This window comes from Curtobacterium sp. MCPF17_021 (assembly GCF_003234605.2).
Taxonomy (GTDB): domain Bacteria; phylum Actinomycetota; class Actinomycetes; order Actinomycetales; family Microbacteriaceae; genus Curtobacterium; species Curtobacterium flaccumfaciens.
On record NZ_CP126252.1, the window covers coordinates 1,575,167 to 1,592,689 of the forward strand.

Sequence of the window (17,523 nt, forward strand, 5' to 3'; positions counted from 1 at the left end):
GTTGTCGCGACCAGCATCACGAGCGAAGGTCAGTGTCCGCGCGATCGCGGCACTGGCCTTCGCCGCTGTCGTGGTGGTGGCGTTCGACCAGGTCGCCAAGACGCTGGTCGTCGCGAACCTGCCCTACGGCACTCCCGTCCCGGTCCTCGGCGGGGCGTTGCAGTTCCTGTACGTCCGGAACCCGGGGGCCGCGTTCTCGTTCGCGGTGAACATGACCTGGGTGTTCTCGGTCATCTCGGCCGCGGTCGTCGTCGCGATCATCGTGTACTCGCGTCGCATCCGGTCGATGTGGTGGGCCATCGTGCTCGGCATGCTGCTCGGCGGCGCGCTGGGCAACCTGCTCGACCGGCTCTTCCGTGAGCCCGGCTTCGGTCGTGGCCACGTCGTCGACTTCATCTCGACGCCGTGGATGATGCCGGCGATCTACAACGTCGCCGACTCCTTCATCTGCATCAGCATGGTGGTCTTCGTGCTGCTGGTGATCCTCGGCGTGAACCTCGACGGCACCCGCACGCTCTCGGCCAAGCGACAGGCTCAGCTCGACGTGGCGCAGCCGGTCGACGCGGCGGAGCCGCTCGACGGTGGGGCCGCGTTCTCGTCGGCCGATGCCGCTCTCGACGAGCCGACCCGCGCCTCCAGGCCGGAGGACCGCGACCGTCGCGACACGCTGGGCCACGACGCCACGTGAGCGAAACCCGTTCTCTTCCCGTGCCCGACGGGCTCGCCGGTGAGCGCGTCGACGCCGCCATCGCGAAGCTCCTCGGCTTCAGCCGGTCGTTCGCGGCCGACGTCGTCGCCGCCGGTGGCGTCCGCGTCGACGGTGTGCCCGTCGACAAGTCGGACCGGCTGCACGCGGACTCCTGGCTCGAGGTCGAGTGGACCCCGAAGGAGCCGCCGCGCATCGTCCCGGCGGCCGTTCCGGGCATGACGATCGTGCACGACGACGAGGACATCGTCGTCGTGGACAAGCCCGTCGGTGTCGCCGCGCACCCCTCGCCGGGGTGGGACGGTCCGACCGTGCCCGGGGGCCTCGCCGCCGCCGGGTTCACGATCGCGACGTCGGGTGCCGCCGAACGCGCCGGGATCGTGCACCGCCTCGACGTCGGGACCTCGGGCCTGATGGTCGTCGCGAAGACCGAGCTGGCGTACACGCACCTGAAGCGGGCGTTCAAGGAGCGCACGGTCGAGAAGGTCTACCACGCACTCGCGCAGGGCCACCCCGACCCGACCTCGGGCACGATCGACGCCCCCATCGGCCGGCACCCGTCGAGCGACTGGAAGTTCGCGGTCACGTCGGAGGGCAAGCCGAGCGTCACCCACTACGAGACGCTCGAGGCCTTCCGCGCTGCAACTCTGCTCGAGGTGCACCTGGAGACCGGGCGCACCCACCAGATCCGGGTGCACATGGCTGCCACACGCCACCCGCTCGTCGGGGACACGATGTACGGCGCCGACCCGGTGCTGGCGGCCGAGCTCGGGCTGACGCGCCAGTGGCTCGACGCCGTCCGGCTGGGCTTCGACCACCCCCGCACGGGCGAGTGGGTGTCGTTCGAGGCGCAGTACCCGGACGACCTGCAGGCAGCGCTGGAGCAGATCCGGAGTGCGTCGCTCTGACGTGCCCGGGCGCTTGCGCCGAGTGGTCACGAACTGTCGGCTGCGGCGCCGCCAGGCGACGCTTTCTGCGCCCGCGGCGGCCCGTGTGCGGCGTGTCCTGCCCGCTCGGCGGCACGGCCCGCGGGTCCAGACCGCCGCGCCCGGGCGCTTGCGCTGAATGGTCACGAACTGTCGACTGCGGCGCCGCCAGGCGACGCTTTCTGCGCCCGCGGCGGCCTGCCTGCGGCGTGTCCTGCTCCCTCGGCGGGGCGCCCCGCGCGTGTCGCGACCCGGTGCCGGTCTGGAGGCGCGGTGTGGCCCCGCCACGCGCCTCCCGTCCGCCGTGCCCGGGCCGTTGCGCCGAGGGGCCGCGAACTGTCGGCTGCGGGCCCGTCAGGCGACGCGTTTCGCACCCGCGGCGGCTGGCGTGCGGCGTGTCCTGCCCGCTCGGCGGCGCGCCCCGCGCGTGTCCCGGCGCGCCCGGCCGCTTGCGCCGAGGGGGCACGAACTGTCGGCTGCGGAGCCGCCAGGCGACGCTTTCTGCGCCCGCGGCGGAGCGCGTGCGGCGTGTCTTGCCCCCTCGGCGTGGCGCCCCGCGCGCGTCGCGACCCGCTGCCGGTCTGGAGGCGCGGTGCGGCCCCGCCACGCGCCTCCAGGCCGACGCGCCCGGACCGTTGCGCCGAGGGGTCGCGAACTGTCGGCTGCGGCGCCGCCAGGCGACGCTTTCTGCGCCCGCGGCGGAGCGCGTGCGGCGTGTCTTGCCCCCTCGGCGTGGCGCCCCGCGCGCGTCGCGACCCGCTGCCGGTCTGGAGGCGCGGTGCGGCCCCGCCCCGTGCCTCCAGTCCGCCCCGACGCGCGCGGGAATGTGGGCGGCCGCGGTTAGGCTGTTCCCACCCTGCAGCACACCGTACGAACCGGAGGTTCCGTGTCGGATTCCGACTCCTTCGTCCACCTGCACGTGCACAGCGAGTACTCGATGCTCGACGGTGCCGCCAGGCTCTCCGACCTCGTGGCGGAGACCGCCGCGCAGGGGATGCCCGCCGTGGCGGTGACCGACCACGGCAACATGTTCGGCGCCTTCGAGTTCTGGAAGGCCGCCAAGGCCGGTGGCGTCAAACCGATCATCGGGACCGAGGCGTACATCACGCCCCGCACGCACCGCTCGGACAAGACCCGTGTGCGCTGGGGTGACGGCGGGGGCGACGACGTGTCCGGCGCCGGCTCGTACACGCACATGACGATGTTCGCCGAGAACACCACGGGCATGCACAACCTGTTCCGGTTGTCGTCCAAGGCGTCGCTCGAGGGCTACTACTTCAAGCCCCGCATGGACATCGAGCTCCTGCAGGAGTACCACGAGGGCATCATCGCCACGACGGGCTGCCCCTCGGGGGAGATCCAGACGCGTCTGCGTCTCGGCCAGTACGACGAAGCGGTGCAGGCCGCCGCCGACTACCGCGACATCTTCGGCAAGGAGAACTACTTCGCCGAGGTCATGGACCACGGCCTCGAGATCGAACGCCGGATCATGAGCGACCTGATGCGCCTGGCGAAGGACCTCGACATCCCGCTGGTCGGCACGAACGACCTGCACTACACGCACGCCCACGACGCCAAGTCGCACGCGGCACTGCTCTGTGTGCAGTCCGGCTCGACCCTCAACGACCCGAACCGCTTCAAGTTCGACGCCGACGAGTTCTACCTGAAGACCCCGGCGCAGATGCGGCACGTCTTCCGCGACAACCTCGAGGCCTGCGACAACACGCTGCTCATCGCCGAGCGCTGCAACGTCGAGTTCGACACCTCGGCCAACTACATGCCGAAGTTCCCGGTGCCCGAGGGCGAGACCGAGCACTCCTGGTTCGAGAAAGAGGTCGCGAAGGGGCTGGACTACCGGTACCCGGACGGCATCTCGAAAGAGGTGCAGGACCGCGCCGACTACGAGGTCGGCATCATCAACCAGATGGGGTTCCCGGGCTACTTCCTGGTGGTCGCGGACTTCATCAACTGGTCCAAGAACAACGGCATCCGCGTCGGTCCGGGTCGTGGCTCCGGCGCCGGCTCGATGGTGGCGTACGCGATGCGCATCACCGACCTCGACCCGATCCGGCACGGCCTGATCTTCGAGCGGTTCCTCAACCCGGACCGCGTCTCGATGCCCGACTTCGACGTCGACTTCGACGACCGGCGCCGCGGTGAGGCGATCAAGTACGTCACCGAGAAGTACGGGTCGGAGCGCGTGGCGCAGATCGTCACGTACGGCACGATCAAGGCGAAGCAGGCGCTCAAGGACTCCTCGCGCGTCCTCGGGTTCCCGTTCGGCATGGGCGAGAAGCTCACCAAGGCGATGCCGCCGCCCGTGATGGGCAAGGACATCCCGCTCACCGGGATCTTCGACAAGGACCACCCGCGCTACAAGGAAGCCGTCGACGTCCGTACCGTGGTCGAGACCGACCCCGAGGCGAAGACCGTCTTCGACACCGCGCTCGGGCTCGAGGGGCTGAAGCGCCAGTGGGGCGTGCACGCGGCCGGCGTCATCATGTCGAGCGACCCGCTCATCGACATCATCCCGATCATGAAGCGGGAGCAGGACGGCCAGATCGTCACGCAGTTCGACTACCCGGCAGCGGAGTCGCTCGGCCTGATCAAGATGGACTTCCTGGGGCTCCGCAACCTCACGATCATCAGTGACGCCCTCGACAACATCAAGACGAACCGTGGGACCGAGCTCGACCTCGAGAACATGGGGCTCGAGGACCCCGAGGCGTACGCGCTCCTGCAGCGCGGCGACACGCTCGGCGTGTTCCAGCTCGACGGTGGGCCGATGCGTGGCCTGCTGCGGCTGATGAAGCCCGACAACTTCGAGGACATCTCCGCGCTCATCGCCCTGTACCGACCGGGGCCCATGGGCGCGAACTCGCACACGAACTACGCGCTCCGCAAGAACGGCGAACAGCCGATCACGCCGATCCACCCGGAGCTCGAGGAGCCCCTCAAGGACATCATCGGCACGACCTACGGCCTGATCATCTACCAGGAGCAGGTCATGGCCATCGCGCAGAAGGTCGCCGGGTTCTCCCTCGGCCAGGCGGACATCCTCCGCCGCGCGATGGGCAAGAAGAAGAAGTCCGAGCTCGACAAGCAGTACGCGGGCTTCCAGCAGGGCATGAAGGACAACGGGTACTCCGACGCGGCGATCAAGACGCTGTGGGACATCCTGCTGCCCTTCTCCGACTACGCGTTCAACAAGGCGCACTCGGCGGCCTACGGTGTGGTGTCCTTCTGGACCGCGTACCTCAAGGCGCACTACCCGGCCGAGTACATGGCGGCGCTGCTGACGAGCGTCGGCGACGCCCGCGACAAGCTCGCCCTGTACCTGAACGAGTGCCGCCGCATGGGCATCAAGGTGATGCCGCCGGACGTCAACGAGTCGATCGGCTTCTTCGCCGCAGTCGGCGACGACATCCGCTTCGGCATGGGTGCCATCCGCAACGTCGGGTTCAACGTCGTCGACGACATCGTCAAGGCGCGGACCGAGAAGGGCGCCTTCGAGTCGTTCCACGACTTCCTGCGCAAGATCCCGATCTCGTCGGCGAACAAGCGCACGGTCGAGTCGCTCATCAAGGCCGGTGCCTTCGACGAGTTCGGTGACACCCGCCGAGCCCTGGTGGAGATCCACGAGGGCGCGGTCGAGGGCGCGGTGAAGGTCAAGCGCGACGAGGCCCACGGCAACGTCGGGTTCGACTTCGACTCGCTCTTCGCCGAGGCAGCCGAGGACGCCCCGAGTGCCGCGGTGTCCCAGGTGCCGGACCGTCCGGAGTGGTCCAAGCGCGACAAGCTGGCGTTCGAGCGGGACATGCTCGGGCTCTACGTGTCCGACCACCCGCTCGCCGGGCTCGAGATCGAGCTCGCGAAGCACCAGTCGATCACCATCGCCGACCTGCTCACCGCCGACGACTCGATCGAGGGCGAGACGGTGACCGTCGCCGGCCTGCTGACGAGCGTGCAGCACCGGGTGGCGAAGACGAGCGGCAACCCGTACGGCATCGTCGACATCGAGGACTTCGGCGGCCAGATCGGCGTGATGTTCCTGGGCAAGACCTACCAGGAGTTCGGCCCGTCCCTGGTGCCCGACTCGATCGTCGTCCTGCGCGGCCGCGTCAACGTCCGCGACGACGGCAAGGCCCTGCACGCGGTGAGCATGTTCCAGCCGAACGTCGGTGACGCGATGGGCTCTGGCCCGCTCACCCTGTCGCTGCCGGAACGCCAGGCCACGACGACCACGGTGACGGAACTCGCCGCCGTGCTCGGCCGCCACCAGGGTGACACCGAGGTGCGGTTGAAGCTGCTCAAGGACGACGTCGCGCGCACCTTCGAGCTGCCGTTCCCGGTGAACCTGACCCCCGACCTGTTCGGCGAGCTGAAGAGCCTGCTCGGACCGCGCTGCCTGGTGTAGGGGCACCGACCATGGCCGGGCCGCCGGGTTCGCCGGGTCCGGACGTCCTGCGGGCGTTCGGCGTGCACGACCGGCCGCTCGAGCGCCTCGGCGGCGGGCGCGGACGCACGTGGCGCGCCGGGGATGTCGTCCTCCGCCCGTCCGGTGACCGCCTGGAGGCCCGGTGGCGGTCCGCCACGCTGGCACGGCTCGTCCACACGGCCGGGTTCCGGACGCTGTGCCCCGTCGCCGCCGCGTCCGGGGACTGGGTCGTGGACGCCCGCGCTGACGGCAGCGGCGCCAGCACCGGCGACGACGGTTGGGAGGCCTGGGGGTGGGTCGACGGTCGGACCGACCCGACGCGCGTGGACGACGTGATCGCCGCGGGCGCAGCGTTCCACCGGGCGATCGCCCATCTGCCACGCCCGGACTTCCTCGACGACCGCGACGAGCCCTGGAGCCGGGCTGACCGCATGGCCTGGGGCGGAACAGCCCTGCCCGACGACCCGACGCTGGACCGCCTGGCCGCGACGTTCCGGCCGGTGACGTCCCCGTCGCAGCTCGTCCACGGCGACCTGCTCGGCAACGTGCTCTTCACGCCGGGGGAGCCGCCCACGGTGATCGACTGGGCACCGTACTGGCGCCCGGCGGGCCTCGGTGCCGCGATCGCCGCGGTCGACGCCGTGTGCTGGCACGGGGTCGCCGTCGGTCGGCTCGGCGTGCTCGGCACCGGCGTCCCCGAGTGGCCGCAGCTGCTCGTCCGTGCGCTGGCGTTCCGGATCGCCACGCTTCACCTGCTCGACGCGTGGGACGCGGACCAGACGGCTCGCCACCGGCCCGTGGTCGACGCGGTCGTGCAGCACGCCGCCGGTACGCTGGACCCCTCATGATGCAGCGAATCGACCTCCGCGGCGGCCTCCCCGCCCGTGCCGAACTCCTCCGACTCATGCCCCGCGCCGCGGGTGACGTGTCGCACGCGGTCGACGCCGCGCGCGAGTTGATCGAGGACGTCCGACACCGTGGGGCCGCTGCCCTGCACGACCAGGCCGAGCGCTTCGACGGCGGGGCTCCCGCGAACGTCCGGGTGCCCGCTGCCGAGATCACCGCCGCCGTGGCCGGGCTCACGCCCGAGGTCCGGGCAGCCCTCGACGAGGCCATCCGCCGCGTCCGTGCCGCGAGTGCCGCGCAGATCCCCGCCCCGTCCGTGACCACCCTGGCCGACGGCGCCGAGGTCCACCAGCGCTGGCAGCCGATGCGCCGCGTGGGGCTCTACGTGCCCGGTGGCAAGGCCGTCTACCCGTCCAGCGTCGTGATGAACGTCGTCGCGGCCCAGGTCGCGGGCGTGCCCTCGATCGCCGTCGTGTCGCCGCCGCAGCGCGACCACGGCGGCGCGGTGCACCCGACGATCCTCGCCGCGGCGGGGCTGCTCGGCATCGACGAGGTCTACGCGATGGGCGGCGCCGGAGCCGTCGGCGCGCTGGCGTACGGCGTCGCCGAGATCGACCTCGAGCCGGTCGACCTGGTCACGGGGCCTGGGAACAACTACGTCGCCGCCGCCAAGCGTCTGGTGCGCGGGGTGGTGGGCATCGACTCCGAGGCCGGGGCGACCGAGATCCTCGTGATCGCGGACGACACCGCCGACGCCGGATTCGTGGCCGCCGACCTCATCAGCCAGGCCGAGCACGACGAGCAGGCCGGCAGCGTGCTGGTGACGACGTCCGCGGCGTTCGCCGACGCGGTAGAAGCCGCCATCCCCGAACGCACGGCGGTGCTCGGGACGGCTGCGCGCCTCCAGGCCGCCCTGGACGGGCCGCAGTCCGCGATCGTCCTGGTGGACTCACTGACCGACGCGGCGATCGTGAGCAACGCGTACGGGCCGGAGCACCTCGAGATCCAGACGGCCGACGACGACGCCGTGCTGGCCGACATCGACGCCGCCGGTGCGGTGTTCGTCGGGCCCAGCACGCCGGTGAGCCTGGGGGACTACCTGGCCGGGTCGAACCACGTGCTGCCGACCGGCGGCCAGGCCCGCTTCGGGTCCGGACTGTCCGCGTCGACGTTCCTGCGACCCCAGCAGATCGTCCGGTACACGCCCCAGGCCCTGGCCGAGGTGGCGCCGCACATCGTCGCGCTGTCCACCGAGGAGCAGCTCCCCGCGCACGGGGCCGCCGTGACGGAGCGCACGAACCGATAGCCTGGGGCACGACATGTTCTGCCCCTTCTGCCGCCACCCGGACTCCCGCGTCGTCGACTCACGGACGAGCGACGACGGAACCTCCATCCGCCGCCGTCGTCAGTGCCCCAACTGCGGTCGACGGTTCTCGACCACCGAGACCGCATCGCTCAACGTCGTGAAGCGCAACGGCGTCACCGAGCCGTTCAGCCGCGACAAGATCGTCTCCGGCGTGCGCAAGGCCTGCCAGGGCCGTCCGGTCACCGACGGCGACCTGGCCGTGCTCGCGCAGCGCGTCGAGGAGACCGTGCGGTCCTCCGGGTCCAGCCAGATCGACGCGAACGACATCGGCCTCGCGATCCTCGCGCCGCTGCGGGAGCTCGACGAGGTCGCCTACCTGCGGTTCGCGAGCGTCTACCAGGCGTTCGACTCGCTCGAGGACTTCGAGGACGCCATCGGCCAGCTCCGGCGCGACCACCACGCGGCATCCGACACGGCCGCCGGGTCGTCCACACCGTCCGGCACGCGCGCGTGAGCGGCATCGCCGAACGCATCGTGCGCGGCGGCTACCGCGTCGTGTTCCGCTCCGTGTTCGCGAACATGGACCCGGAACGTGCCCACCACCTGGCCTTCGCCGTCATCGCGGGGCTGCCCCGCGTGCCGTTCCTGAGCGGCGTCGTCGAGCGGTACTGCCGTCCCGCGGCGGCCGACGGCATCACCACGATGGGCATCCACTTCCCGTCGCGCTTCGGTCTCGCGGCCGGGTTCGACAAGGACGCCCGCGGCATCGCCGGTCTCGGCCTGCTCGGCTTCGGCCACGTCGAGGTCGGCACCATCACCGCCAAGCCGCAGCCCGGCAACGAGCGCCCGCGCCTGTTCCGGCTGATCGGCGACCGCGCCCTGATCAACCGCATGGGCTTCAACAACCACGGCGCCGCAGCGGCCGCCCGGCGCCTCGAGCGCGCCCGCCGCAACCCCGGTCGCCCCGTCATCGGCGTGAACATCGGCAAGAGCCGGGTCGTCTCCGTCGAGGACGCCATCGACGACTACCTCGAGTCCACCCGTCGACTCGCGACGTTCGCGGACTACCTGGCGGTCAACGTCAGCTCGCCGAACACGCCCGGTCTGCGCGGACTGCAGGAACTCGACCAGCTCCGACCGCTGCTGTCCGCGGTGCGTGACGCCGCCGGTCGCACGCCGGTGCTCGTCAAGATCGCACCGGACCTGACCGACGAGCAGATCGACGCGATCGCGGGCCTCGCGGTCGAGCTCGGGCTGTCCGGGGTGATCGCGAACAACACGACGATCTCCCGCGACGGGCTGACCGCCGATCCGTCCGACGTCGAGGCGATGGGTGCCGGGGGCCTCTCCGGTGCGCCGGTCGCCGCTCGCTCGCTCGAGGTCCTGCGTCGCGTCCGCGCCGCGGTGCCCGCCGACTTCTGCGTCATCGCCGTCGGTGGTGTGACCACCGAGCAGGACGTGCAGGACCGCATCGACGCCGGCGCGACGCTCGTGCAGGGCTACACGGCGTTCCTCTACGAGGGGCCGACCTGGGCCGGGCGCATCAACCGGCTGCGCCGTCGGCGGCTGCGTCGCGCCGCGCGGTAGACGCGACCACCTGACGGACTGGAGGCCCGTGGCGACACCGCCACGGGCCTCCAGTCCGTCCTGTGGGCGCGCCCACGGCCGCTTCGTGAGCAGCAATGGTCGGGTGCGCCGCGCCCACCCGACCATTCCTGCTCACGAAGCACGAACGGGGGAGTGGGGAGCAGGGGAGCGGGAACGACGAAGCGCCGCCCGGCAGGCCGGGCGGCGCTTCGTGGTGTGCGTGTGGCTAGAGCGTGGGGTACTGCCCACGCCGGACCTGGGGCTTCGGCAGCCGCAGGAAGCGCAGCTGCCACGCCCGCGTGAGGATGTAGAGGAACGTGCCGCGCTGGAGCTCGCCGAACTTGTTGGTGAGCTTACGGCGGAGCGACAGCCACAGCACCACGCAGTCGATGACGAACAGCGCCACGAACGCCCACACGAGCAGGAGCGAGTAGGACGCGATGACCGTCTGCGCGGCCGCGAACCCGACGATGAGGAACAGCACGAGCACGGGCATCATGACCTCGCCGACGTTCCAGCGGGCGTCGATCCAGTCGCGGACGAAGCGTCGCTGCTCACCGCGGTCCTTCGCCGGCAGGTAACGCTCCTCGCCGTTGGCCATGCCGACCCGTGCACGCTCGCGCTCCGAGTTGAGGCGGGCACGGGCGGCCTTCTTGTCGACCGGCGTGTTGCCGACGAGGGGGCGGCGGTTCGCTGCCTCTCGCTCGCGGCGGGACGGCGTGGGGCGGCCCTTGCCCTGCTCGAGGAGCTCGGCCTCGGTCGGGTTGACGGTCGTGTTGGTCTTGGGGGCTGCCTTCGCCACGGTGCGTTCCTAACGGCGGTGTGCGTGCGGGATCTCCTCTAGATTACCGGGCATGAGCGACAGCGAACAGCACAGCCCCGCGACCGACCCCGCGCTCCTCGACGCCCTGCGCGAACACGTGCAGGGGGCACTGCCCACGACGATCGCCGACCTGTCCGCGCTGGTGCGCCTGCCGTCGGTGTCCTGGTCGGCCTTCGACCCGGCGAACGTGCGCGCGAGTGCCGAGGCCGTCGCGGACCTCGCCCGGTCGACCGGGGTCTTCGGGGCGGACGACGTCCGGATCGTGCGGTCGGCGGTGTCCGGCTCGACGGCCGACGTCGCCGAGGCCGACGCGGAGGCCGAGCTCGGCCAGCCCGCGGTGCTCGCGGTGCGCCCGGCGCGGAACGGCAAGCCGACGGTGATGCTCTACGCCCACCACGACGTGCAGCCGCAGGGCGACGAGGCCCTGTGGGAGACGCCGCCGTTCGAGCCGACCCTCCGCGGTGACCGCCTGTACGGCCGCGGTGCCTCGGACGACAAGGCCGGCGTGATGACGCACATCGCGTCGCTCCGCGCGGTGCACGCCCAGTTCGGTGACGACCTCGACCTCGGGATCGTGCTCTTCGTCGAGGGTGAGGAGGAGTTCGGCTCCCGCTCGTTCCGCACGTTCCTGCGCGAGCAGAAGGAGCACCTCGCCGCCGACGTCATCGTCGTGGCGGACAGCGACAACTGGTCCACCGAGGTCCCGTCGATCACGGTCTCCCTGCGCGGCAACGTCACCTTCAAGCTCACCCTGACCACGCTCGAGCACGCCAGCCACAGCGGGATGTTCGGGGGAGCAGCCCCGGACGCGATGATCCCCATGGTGCGGCTGCTCGCCTCGCTGCACGACGCCGACGGCTCGGTCGCCGTCGAGGGGCTGTCCTCGTACGAGGCCGACGTGCCGGAGCGCACCGAGGACGAACTCGCCGTCGACGCCGCGCTCGTGCCCGGTGTCCGCCCGATCGGCACCGGCGCCGTGCTGTCCCGCATGTGGTTCCAGCCGTCGATCACGGTGACCGGCATGGACGTGCCGAGCGTCGCGAACGCCTCGAACACCCTCCTGCCCACGGTCTCGGCACGGGTATCGGTCCGCGTCGCCCCCGGTCAGGACGCCCGGCAGGCGTCCGCTGCCGTCGAGCGGCACCTGCGCGAGCACGTCCCGTTCGGCGCACGGATGGAGATCACCGAGCCGGACAGCGGCGACGGGTTCCTCGTCGACACCGCCGGCTGGGCCGTCCAGGAGGCCCGCACGGCCATGCGCGAGGGGTGGGGCGCCGAGGCGGTCGAGCAGGGCATCGGTGGGTCGATCCCGTTCGTGTCCGACCTCGCCGCGGAGTTCCCGGACGCGCAGATCCTGGTCACCGGCGTCGAGGACCCGGACACCCGCGCCCACAGCCCGAACGAGTCGCAGCACCTCGGCGTCCTGCACCGTGCCATCGCGTCGGAGACGATCCTGCTCGCCAGGCTCGCGACGCGCAGCTGAGGGTGCTTACAATCGACGCCAGGCGCGGTGACCAGCACCGCCCGGAGGGAGACGCGCGATGAGCGACACCATCACCGAAGCACCGGCGACCGAAACGCAGTCGCACGGCGTCCTCCTGAGCGACGCCGCTGCCGGCAAGGTGGCGAGCCTGCTCGAGCAGGAGGGCCGCGACGACCTGCGCCTGCGCCTCGCCGTCCAGCCCGGTGGCTGCTCGGGCCTGATCTACCAGCTCTACTTCGACGAGCGCCTGCTCGACGGTGACGTCACCGCCGAGTTCGACGGGGTCGAGGTCGTCGTCGACAAGATGAGCGTCCCGTACCTCGACGGCGCGACGATCGACTTCGAGGACACGATCCAGAAGCAGGGCTTCACGATCGACAACGCGAACGCGCAGGGCAGCTGCGCCTGTGGTGACAGCTTCCACTGATCGCCAGCGATCCGACACGCGAGCGGGGAGCGACCGGAAGGGTCGCTCCCCGCTCGCGTTCGTGTGACCGGACGTGGCGCGCCGGGGCGCGGTGCGACCGGGCGAAATCGTGCCCGCAGACGTGCGGATCGAGGCCAGAACCGTGTCGTGTGTGCGCGAGCGGTACCGAGCTGCGAGTAAGCTAGGAGTGTTCCAATCAAGCTGGGAGCCAGCCATGCGCCGCCTTCGTGCGGCTCGCCGTCGGACTCGACGGGCTGACCTCCGAAGCTCACGTCTTTTGCGAGAGGTAACAGTGCGTTCGAATCGCCGTATACGTTGGGCGGCCGTCCCGGTGGCCGTCGGTCTGGTCATCGCACTGGCTGGCTGCACGCAGCAGCAGATGAACGGATGGCTCCCCGGCACGGAGGAGACGAAGGACGTCACCAACCACACGAGCCGCATCGTCGGCCTGTGGACCACCAGCTGGGTCGTTCTCCTCGCCGTCGGTCTCATCGTGTGGGGCCTCGTCATCTGGGCCGCGATCGTCTACCGCCGCCGGAAGGGCCAGACCGGCCTTCCCGTGCAGATGCGGTACAACATGCCGCTCGAGATCTTCTACACGATCGTGCCGCTGATCCTGGTGCTGGGCTTCTTCGCTTTCACCGCGAAGGACCAGGCCGCGATCGAGAAGCCCTTCGCCGACCCGGACGCCACCGTGCACGTGTACGGCAAGCGCTGGGCGTGGGACTTCAACTACATCAACAAGGAAAACCCCGAAGAGAGCGTCTACTACCAGGGCATCCAGGCCCAGGAAGAAGAGAACGCCAACGGGGCGATCGACGAGTCGCAGCTGCCGACCCTCTACCTGCCGAAGGGCAAGAAGGTCGCGATCGAGCTCTCCTCGCGCGACGTCGACCACTCCTTCTGGGTCATCGACTTCCTGTACAAGAAGGACATGCTCCCGGGCAAGACCAACTGGGAGTACTTCATCCCGGAGAAGCTCGGCACGTACCAGGGCAAGTGCGCGGAGCTCTGCGGTGAGTACCACTCGCTGATGCTCTTCCAGGTGAAGGTCGTCACGCCGGCGCAGTACCAGGACTACCTCGACACCCTGAAGGACCAGGGCAAGGTCGGTCTGCTCGGTGACGAGTACAACACCAACACCAACGAACCGAACAACAAGGCGCCGGTCGAGGCGTCCAGCGAGAACAAGTAGGGGCTCGTCAGATGACAACGTCACTCGTCGGCCAACCGACCCAGACCTCGTCGCCGGACTTCCAGGCGTCGAAGGTGGGTCGGAAGGGCAACATCGTCGTCCGGTGGATCACCTCCACCGACCACAAGACCATCGGGTACATGTACCTGATCGCGTCGTTCATCTTCTTCCTGCTCGCAGGTGTGATGGCCCTCGTGATCCGTGCCCAGCTCTTCGAACCCGGCCTGCACGTGGTCGCGACGAAGGAGCAGTACAACCAGCTGTTCACGATGCACGGCACGATCATGCTGCTGATGTTCGCGACGCCACTGTTCTCCGGCTTCGCGAACGCGATCATGCCGCTCCAGATCGGTGCGCCCGACGTCGCCTTCCCGCGACTCAACGGCTTCGCCTTCTGGCTCTACCTGTTCGGCTCGCTCATCGCGGTCGGCGGCTTCCTCACCCCGCAGGGCGCTGCCTCGTTCGGGTGGTTCGCCTACGCGCCACTGAGTGACACGACGTTCACACCAGGGCTCGGCGGAACACTCTGGGTCTTCGGGCTCGGCATGACCGGCTTCTCGACGATCCTCGGCGCGGTGAACTTCATCACGACGATCATCACGATGCGTGCCCCGGGTCTGACCATGTTCCGCATGTCGATCTTCACGTGGAACACACTCGTGACGGCGCTCCTCGTCCTGATGGCCTTCCCGGTCCTCGCGACGGCGCTCTTCGGCCTCGGGCTCGACCGCGTGTTCGACGCACAGATCTTCAACCCGGCCAACGGCGGGGCCCTGCTCTGGCAGCACCTGTTCTGGTTCTTCGGGCACCCCGAGGTCTACATCATCGCGCTGCCGTTCTTCGGCATCGTCTCCGAGGTCTTCCCGGTGTTCAGCCGCAAGCCGATCTTCGGGTACAAGACCCTGGTCTACGCGACCATCTCCATCGCGGCCCTCTCGGTCACGGTGTGGGCGCACCACATGTACGTCACCGGCGGAGTCCTGCTCCCGTGGTTCTCGCTCATGACGATGCTCATCGCGGTCCCGACCGGCGTGAAGATCTTCAACTGGGTCGGCACGATGTGGCGCGGTTCGGTCACGTTCGAGACGCCGCTGCTCTGGGCCCTCGGCTTCCTGATCACCTTCACCTTCGGTGGTCTGACCGGTGTCATCCTGGCGTCGCCGCCGCTCGACTTCCACGTGTCCGACTCGTACTTCGTCGTCGCGCACTTCCACTACGTGGTCTTCGGAACCGTCGTCTTCGCGATGTTCTCCGGCTTCTACTTCTGGTGGCCGAAGTGGACCGGCAAGATGCTCAACGAGCGTCTCGGCAAGATCCACTTCTGGCTCCTGTTCATCGGGTTCCACACCACGTTCCTCATCCAGCACTGGCTGGGCGTCATCGGCATGCCGCGTCGCTACGCGACCTACCTGCCGAACGACGGCTTCACCTGGATGAACCAGCTGTCGACGATCGGCTCGATGATCCTCGCGGTCTCGTTCCTGCCGTTCATCTTCAACGTCTACGTGACCGCCCGGAACGCACCGAAGGTCGCCGTGAACGACCCGTGGGGCTACGGCCGCTCGCTCGAGTGGGCGACCTCCTGCCCGCCGCCGCGCCACAACTTCACGTCGATCCCGCGTATCCGTTCGGAGTCCCCGGCCTTCGACCTGAACCACCCCGAGGCCGGTGTGCCGATCGGTGTGGGTCCCGCGAAGGACGCCCCCGATGCCCCGACCTACGACGCCGCGAAGGGCGAGGTGAAGTAACGCCATGCGCGCGAACACCAACCTGTTCTGGATCCTCTTCGGGTTCTTCATCCTGGCGGACGCCGCCTACACCACGTGGGCGATGATCTACTACGGCGAGCCCGAGTGGGTGGGCACCGTGGCGATCGGCCTGACCGGCCTGATGTCGGCGTTCATCGCCTTCTACCTCGGCAAGGTCATGTCGTCCCAGGGCGGGGTCCTGCCCGAGGACCGTCCCGACGCCAACATCGAGGACGGCGACGCCGAGCTCGGGCACTTCAGCCCGTGGTCCTGGTGGCCCATCCTGCTGGCCGCCGCGGTCGCCGTGTGCTTCCTCGGCGTGGCCGCCGGCCTGTGGATCGTCCCGATCGGGCTCGTCCTCGTGGCGATCACCCTGGTCGGCTGGGTCTACGAGTACTACCGCGGCAACTTCGGGCACTGACCCGGCGCTGCAGCGCACCTGACACTTCGGGCGGCACCAGAACGGTGCCGCCCGAAGTGCGTCCAGGAGACGAACTCCGGTCCCGATCCGGAACAAACGGGCCCGCCCGCGACTTGACTGGAGCGGACCTCCCACCACAGCGAAAGGAGTCACCTCAGGTGACCGACAAGCGCACCCTCATCATCTTCGGCGCGACGGGCGACCTCGCCTCCCGCCTGCTCCTGCCGGGCCTCGGCACGTTCCTGCAGAGCGGCCGTGCCGTCCCCGTGCAGCTGATCGGCACGGGCCGCAGCGAGCGCAGCCCCGAGAAGTGGAAGGACATCGTCACGCAGTCCTTCGCGTCGCAGGACGTCAAGGGGCCGGAGGTCGACGCGACCATCGAGTCGACGCAGTTCATCCAGGGCGACCCCACCGACCCGAAGCACCTCGAGGCGCTCCTGGCCGCGGCCGACTCCGAGCCGATCCTCTACTTCGCCCTCCCGCCGCAGATCGCCTCCGACATCTGTGAGGCGCTCGAGCACGTCGAGCTCCCCGAGGGCACGACCCTGGCCTTCGAGAAGCCCTTCGGCACCGACGTCGCCAGCGCCCAGGCCCTCAACGAGACGGTGCTCAAGCTCGTCCCGGAAGAGCGCGTGCACCGCACCGACCACTTCCTCGGCCGCACCACGGTCCTGAACATCATCGGTCTGCGCTTCGCGAACCGCCTGTTCGAGCCGATCTGGAACGCCGACAACATCGAGAAGGTCGACGTCTTCTACGACGAGACCCTCGGGCTCGAGAACCGCGCCCAGTACTACGACGAGGCCGGGGCGATGGTCGACATGATCCAGTCGCACCTGCTGCAGATCCTCGGCATCGTGACGATGGACGCCCCGGCGGACATCGACGCGGTCGAGTTCCGCTCGTCCCTGGCCCGGGTGCTCCGTTCGACCCAGCTCAAGGGCGGCGACCCGAAGATCGCGTCGCGTCGCGCCGTCTACACGGCCGGCACGATCGACGGCAAGGAGCTGCCGTCGTACCAGGACGAGGACGGCGTCGACAAGTCGCGGAGCACCGAGACGCTCGCCGAGATCTCGGTCGAGGTCGACACGGCCCGCTGGAAGGGCGTTCCGTTCACGCTGCGCTCCGGCAAGGCACTCGGCAACAGCCGGAAAGAGGTGCTGATCACCTTCAAGCCGGTCACCCGCCTGCCCTCCGGCCTGAGCGGTCGCCCGAAGGCGGACACGCTCCGCATCGTCCTGAACCCGGACGAGATCGAGCTGACCGTGTCGGCCAACGGCGGTGGCAACCCGTTCGAGATGGGCCAGGTCACCCTGTCATCGTCGTTCAGCGACGGCGAGCTCACCCCGTACGGCGAGGTCCTGAACGGCATCTTCCACGACGACCCGCTGCTCTCCATCCGCGGTGACGTGGCCGAGCGCTGCTGGGAGATCGTGGAGCCGGTCGTCGCCGCCTGGAAGGCCGACGAGGTCCCGCTCGAGGAGTACCGCGCCGGTTCGCGCGGCCCGGCGGACTGGGAGTCGTCGTCCTGACGGACGCGCTGCTGACGTCCTGAACGGACGCCTGACGGACGGGAGGCCCGGTGCCAGCTGGCACCGGGCCTCCCGTCCGTCGTGG

The 17,523-nt window shown here is 69.8% G+C and carries 14 protein-coding genes; 13 read left to right on the forward strand and 1 reads right to left on the reverse strand.

Annotated features, from left to right (window positions below; genetic code table 11):
• The first annotated feature begins 1 nt into the window (after position 1).
• The 7 genes from lspA to DEJ29_RS07450 all read left to right on the forward strand — a co-directional run bounded on the left by lspA (position 2) and on the right by DEJ29_RS07450 (position 9,809).
• Positions 2–688 carry a signal peptidase II gene (gene lspA / locus DEJ29_RS07420; protein WP_258375979.1) on the forward strand — a complete coding sequence of 229 codons (687 nt, stop codon included), beginning with the start codon at positions 2–4 and terminating at the stop codon, positions 686–688.
• Positions 685–1,614: an RluA family pseudouridine synthase gene (locus DEJ29_RS07425; RefSeq protein WP_111095409.1), complete on the forward strand. Its 930-nt coding sequence runs from the start codon at positions 685–687 to the stop codon at positions 1,612–1,614. The genes lspA and DEJ29_RS07425 overlap by 4 nt, the downstream gene beginning before the upstream one ends.
• Positions 1,615–2,569: 955 nt before the next feature.
• Entirely contained in the window at positions 2,570–6,049 is a 3,480-nt protein-coding gene (dnaE, locus tag DEJ29_RS07430; RefSeq protein WP_502866893.1) for a DNA polymerase III subunit alpha, read from the forward strand.
• Between the two features lie 11 nt (positions 6,050–6,060).
• Complete coding sequence (locus tag DEJ29_RS07435; protein WP_111095411.1) at positions 6,061–6,918, forward strand: hypothetical protein; 858 nt, start codon at positions 6,061–6,063, stop codon at positions 6,916–6,918.
• Entirely contained in the window at positions 6,915–8,222 is a 1,308-nt protein-coding gene (gene hisD / locus DEJ29_RS07440) for a histidinol dehydrogenase (RefSeq protein WP_111095412.1), read from the forward strand. Before DEJ29_RS07435 ends, hisD begins: the two co-directional genes overlap by 4 nt.
• Before the next feature lie 13 nt (positions 8,223–8,235).
• Positions 8,236–8,736 (forward strand): transcriptional regulator NrdR, encoded by a 501-nt coding sequence (nrdR, locus tag DEJ29_RS07445; RefSeq protein WP_111023127.1) that lies wholly within the window; start codon positions 8,236–8,238, stop codon positions 8,734–8,736.
• Positions 8,733–9,809 carry a quinone-dependent dihydroorotate dehydrogenase gene (locus tag DEJ29_RS07450; RefSeq protein WP_111095413.1) on the forward strand — a complete coding sequence of 359 codons (1,077 nt, stop codon included), beginning with the start codon at positions 8,733–8,735 and terminating at the stop codon, positions 9,807–9,809. Before nrdR ends, DEJ29_RS07450 begins: the two co-directional genes overlap by 4 nt.
• 226 nt (positions 9,810–10,035) lie before the next feature.
• Here the strand turns inward: DEJ29_RS07450 and DEJ29_RS07455 are convergent, their stop codons facing one another.
• On the reverse strand, positions 10,036–10,611 hold the full coding sequence (locus tag DEJ29_RS07455; RefSeq protein WP_111095414.1) for a DUF3043 domain-containing protein: 576 nt from the start codon (positions 10,609–10,611) through the stop codon (positions 10,036–10,038).
• Positions 10,612–10,663: 52 nt separating this feature from the next.
• Here DEJ29_RS07455 and DEJ29_RS07460 point away from each other — a divergent pair, with 52 nt between their 5' ends.
• From DEJ29_RS07460 to DEJ29_RS07485, 6 genes are all read left to right on the forward strand, one after another.
• Positions 10,664–12,115, forward strand: a complete 1,452-nt coding sequence (locus DEJ29_RS07460) for a dipeptidase (protein WP_111095415.1) — start codon at positions 10,664–10,666, stop codon at positions 12,113–12,115.
• A gap of 58 nt (positions 12,116–12,173) precedes the next feature.
• The gene (locus DEJ29_RS07465) at positions 12,174–12,542 is read left to right on the forward strand and encodes a HesB/IscA family protein (protein WP_181438232.1); all 369 of its coding nucleotides are present in this window, start codon (positions 12,174–12,176) and stop codon (positions 12,540–12,542) included.
• Positions 12,543–12,834: 292 nt separating this feature from the next.
• Positions 12,835–13,737 carry an aa3-type cytochrome oxidase subunit II gene (gene ctaC, locus DEJ29_RS07470; RefSeq protein ID WP_111095416.1) on the forward strand — a complete coding sequence of 301 codons (903 nt, stop codon included), beginning with the start codon at positions 12,835–12,837 and terminating at the stop codon, positions 13,735–13,737.
• 11 nt (positions 13,738–13,748) lie between these two features.
• The gene (gene ctaD / locus DEJ29_RS07475) at positions 13,749–15,485 is read left to right on the forward strand and encodes an aa3-type cytochrome oxidase subunit I (protein ID WP_258375980.1); all 1,737 of its coding nucleotides are present in this window, start codon (positions 13,749–13,751) and stop codon (positions 15,483–15,485) included.
• Between the two features lie 4 nt (positions 15,486–15,489).
• Positions 15,490–15,906, forward strand: a complete 417-nt coding sequence (locus DEJ29_RS07480) for a cytochrome c oxidase subunit 4 (RefSeq protein ID WP_027465267.1) — start codon at positions 15,490–15,492, stop codon at positions 15,904–15,906.
• Between the two features lie 158 nt (positions 15,907–16,064).
• Positions 16,065–17,438 (forward strand): glucose-6-phosphate dehydrogenase, encoded by a 1,374-nt coding sequence (locus tag DEJ29_RS07485; RefSeq protein ID WP_071405720.1) that lies wholly within the window; start codon positions 16,065–16,067, stop codon positions 17,436–17,438.
• The last annotated feature ends 85 nt before the right edge of the window (positions 17,439–17,523 follow it).

Excerpts from the sequence above, each read along its gene's own strand:
- DEJ29_RS07465 (WP_181438232.1), top strand. The coding sequence starts at position 12,174 with ATGAGCGACACCATCACCGAAGCACCGGCGACCGAAACGCAGTCGCAC.
- DEJ29_RS07435 (WP_111095411.1), top strand. The coding sequence starts at position 6,061 with ATGGCCGGGCCGCCGGGTTCGCCGGGTCCGGACGTCCTGCGGGCGTTC.
- nrdR (WP_111023127.1), top strand. The coding sequence starts at position 8,236 with ATGTTCTGCCCCTTCTGCCGCCACCCGGACTCCCGCGTCGTCGACTCA.
- dnaE (WP_502866893.1), top strand. The coding sequence starts at position 2,570 with ATGCTCGACGGTGCCGCCAGGCTCTCCGACCTCGTGGCGGAGACCGCC.
- DEJ29_RS07460 (WP_111095415.1), top strand. The coding sequence starts at position 10,664 with ATGAGCGACAGCGAACAGCACAGCCCCGCGACCGACCCCGCGCTCCTC.
- hisD (WP_111095412.1), top strand. The coding sequence starts at position 6,915 with ATGATGCAGCGAATCGACCTCCGCGGCGGCCTCCCCGCCCGTGCCGAA.
- ctaD (WP_258375980.1), top strand. The coding sequence starts at position 13,749 with ATGACAACGTCACTCGTCGGCCAACCGACCCAGACCTCGTCGCCGGAC.
- DEJ29_RS07480 (WP_027465267.1), top strand. The coding sequence starts at position 15,490 with ATGCGCGCGAACACCAACCTGTTCTGGATCCTCTTCGGGTTCTTCATC.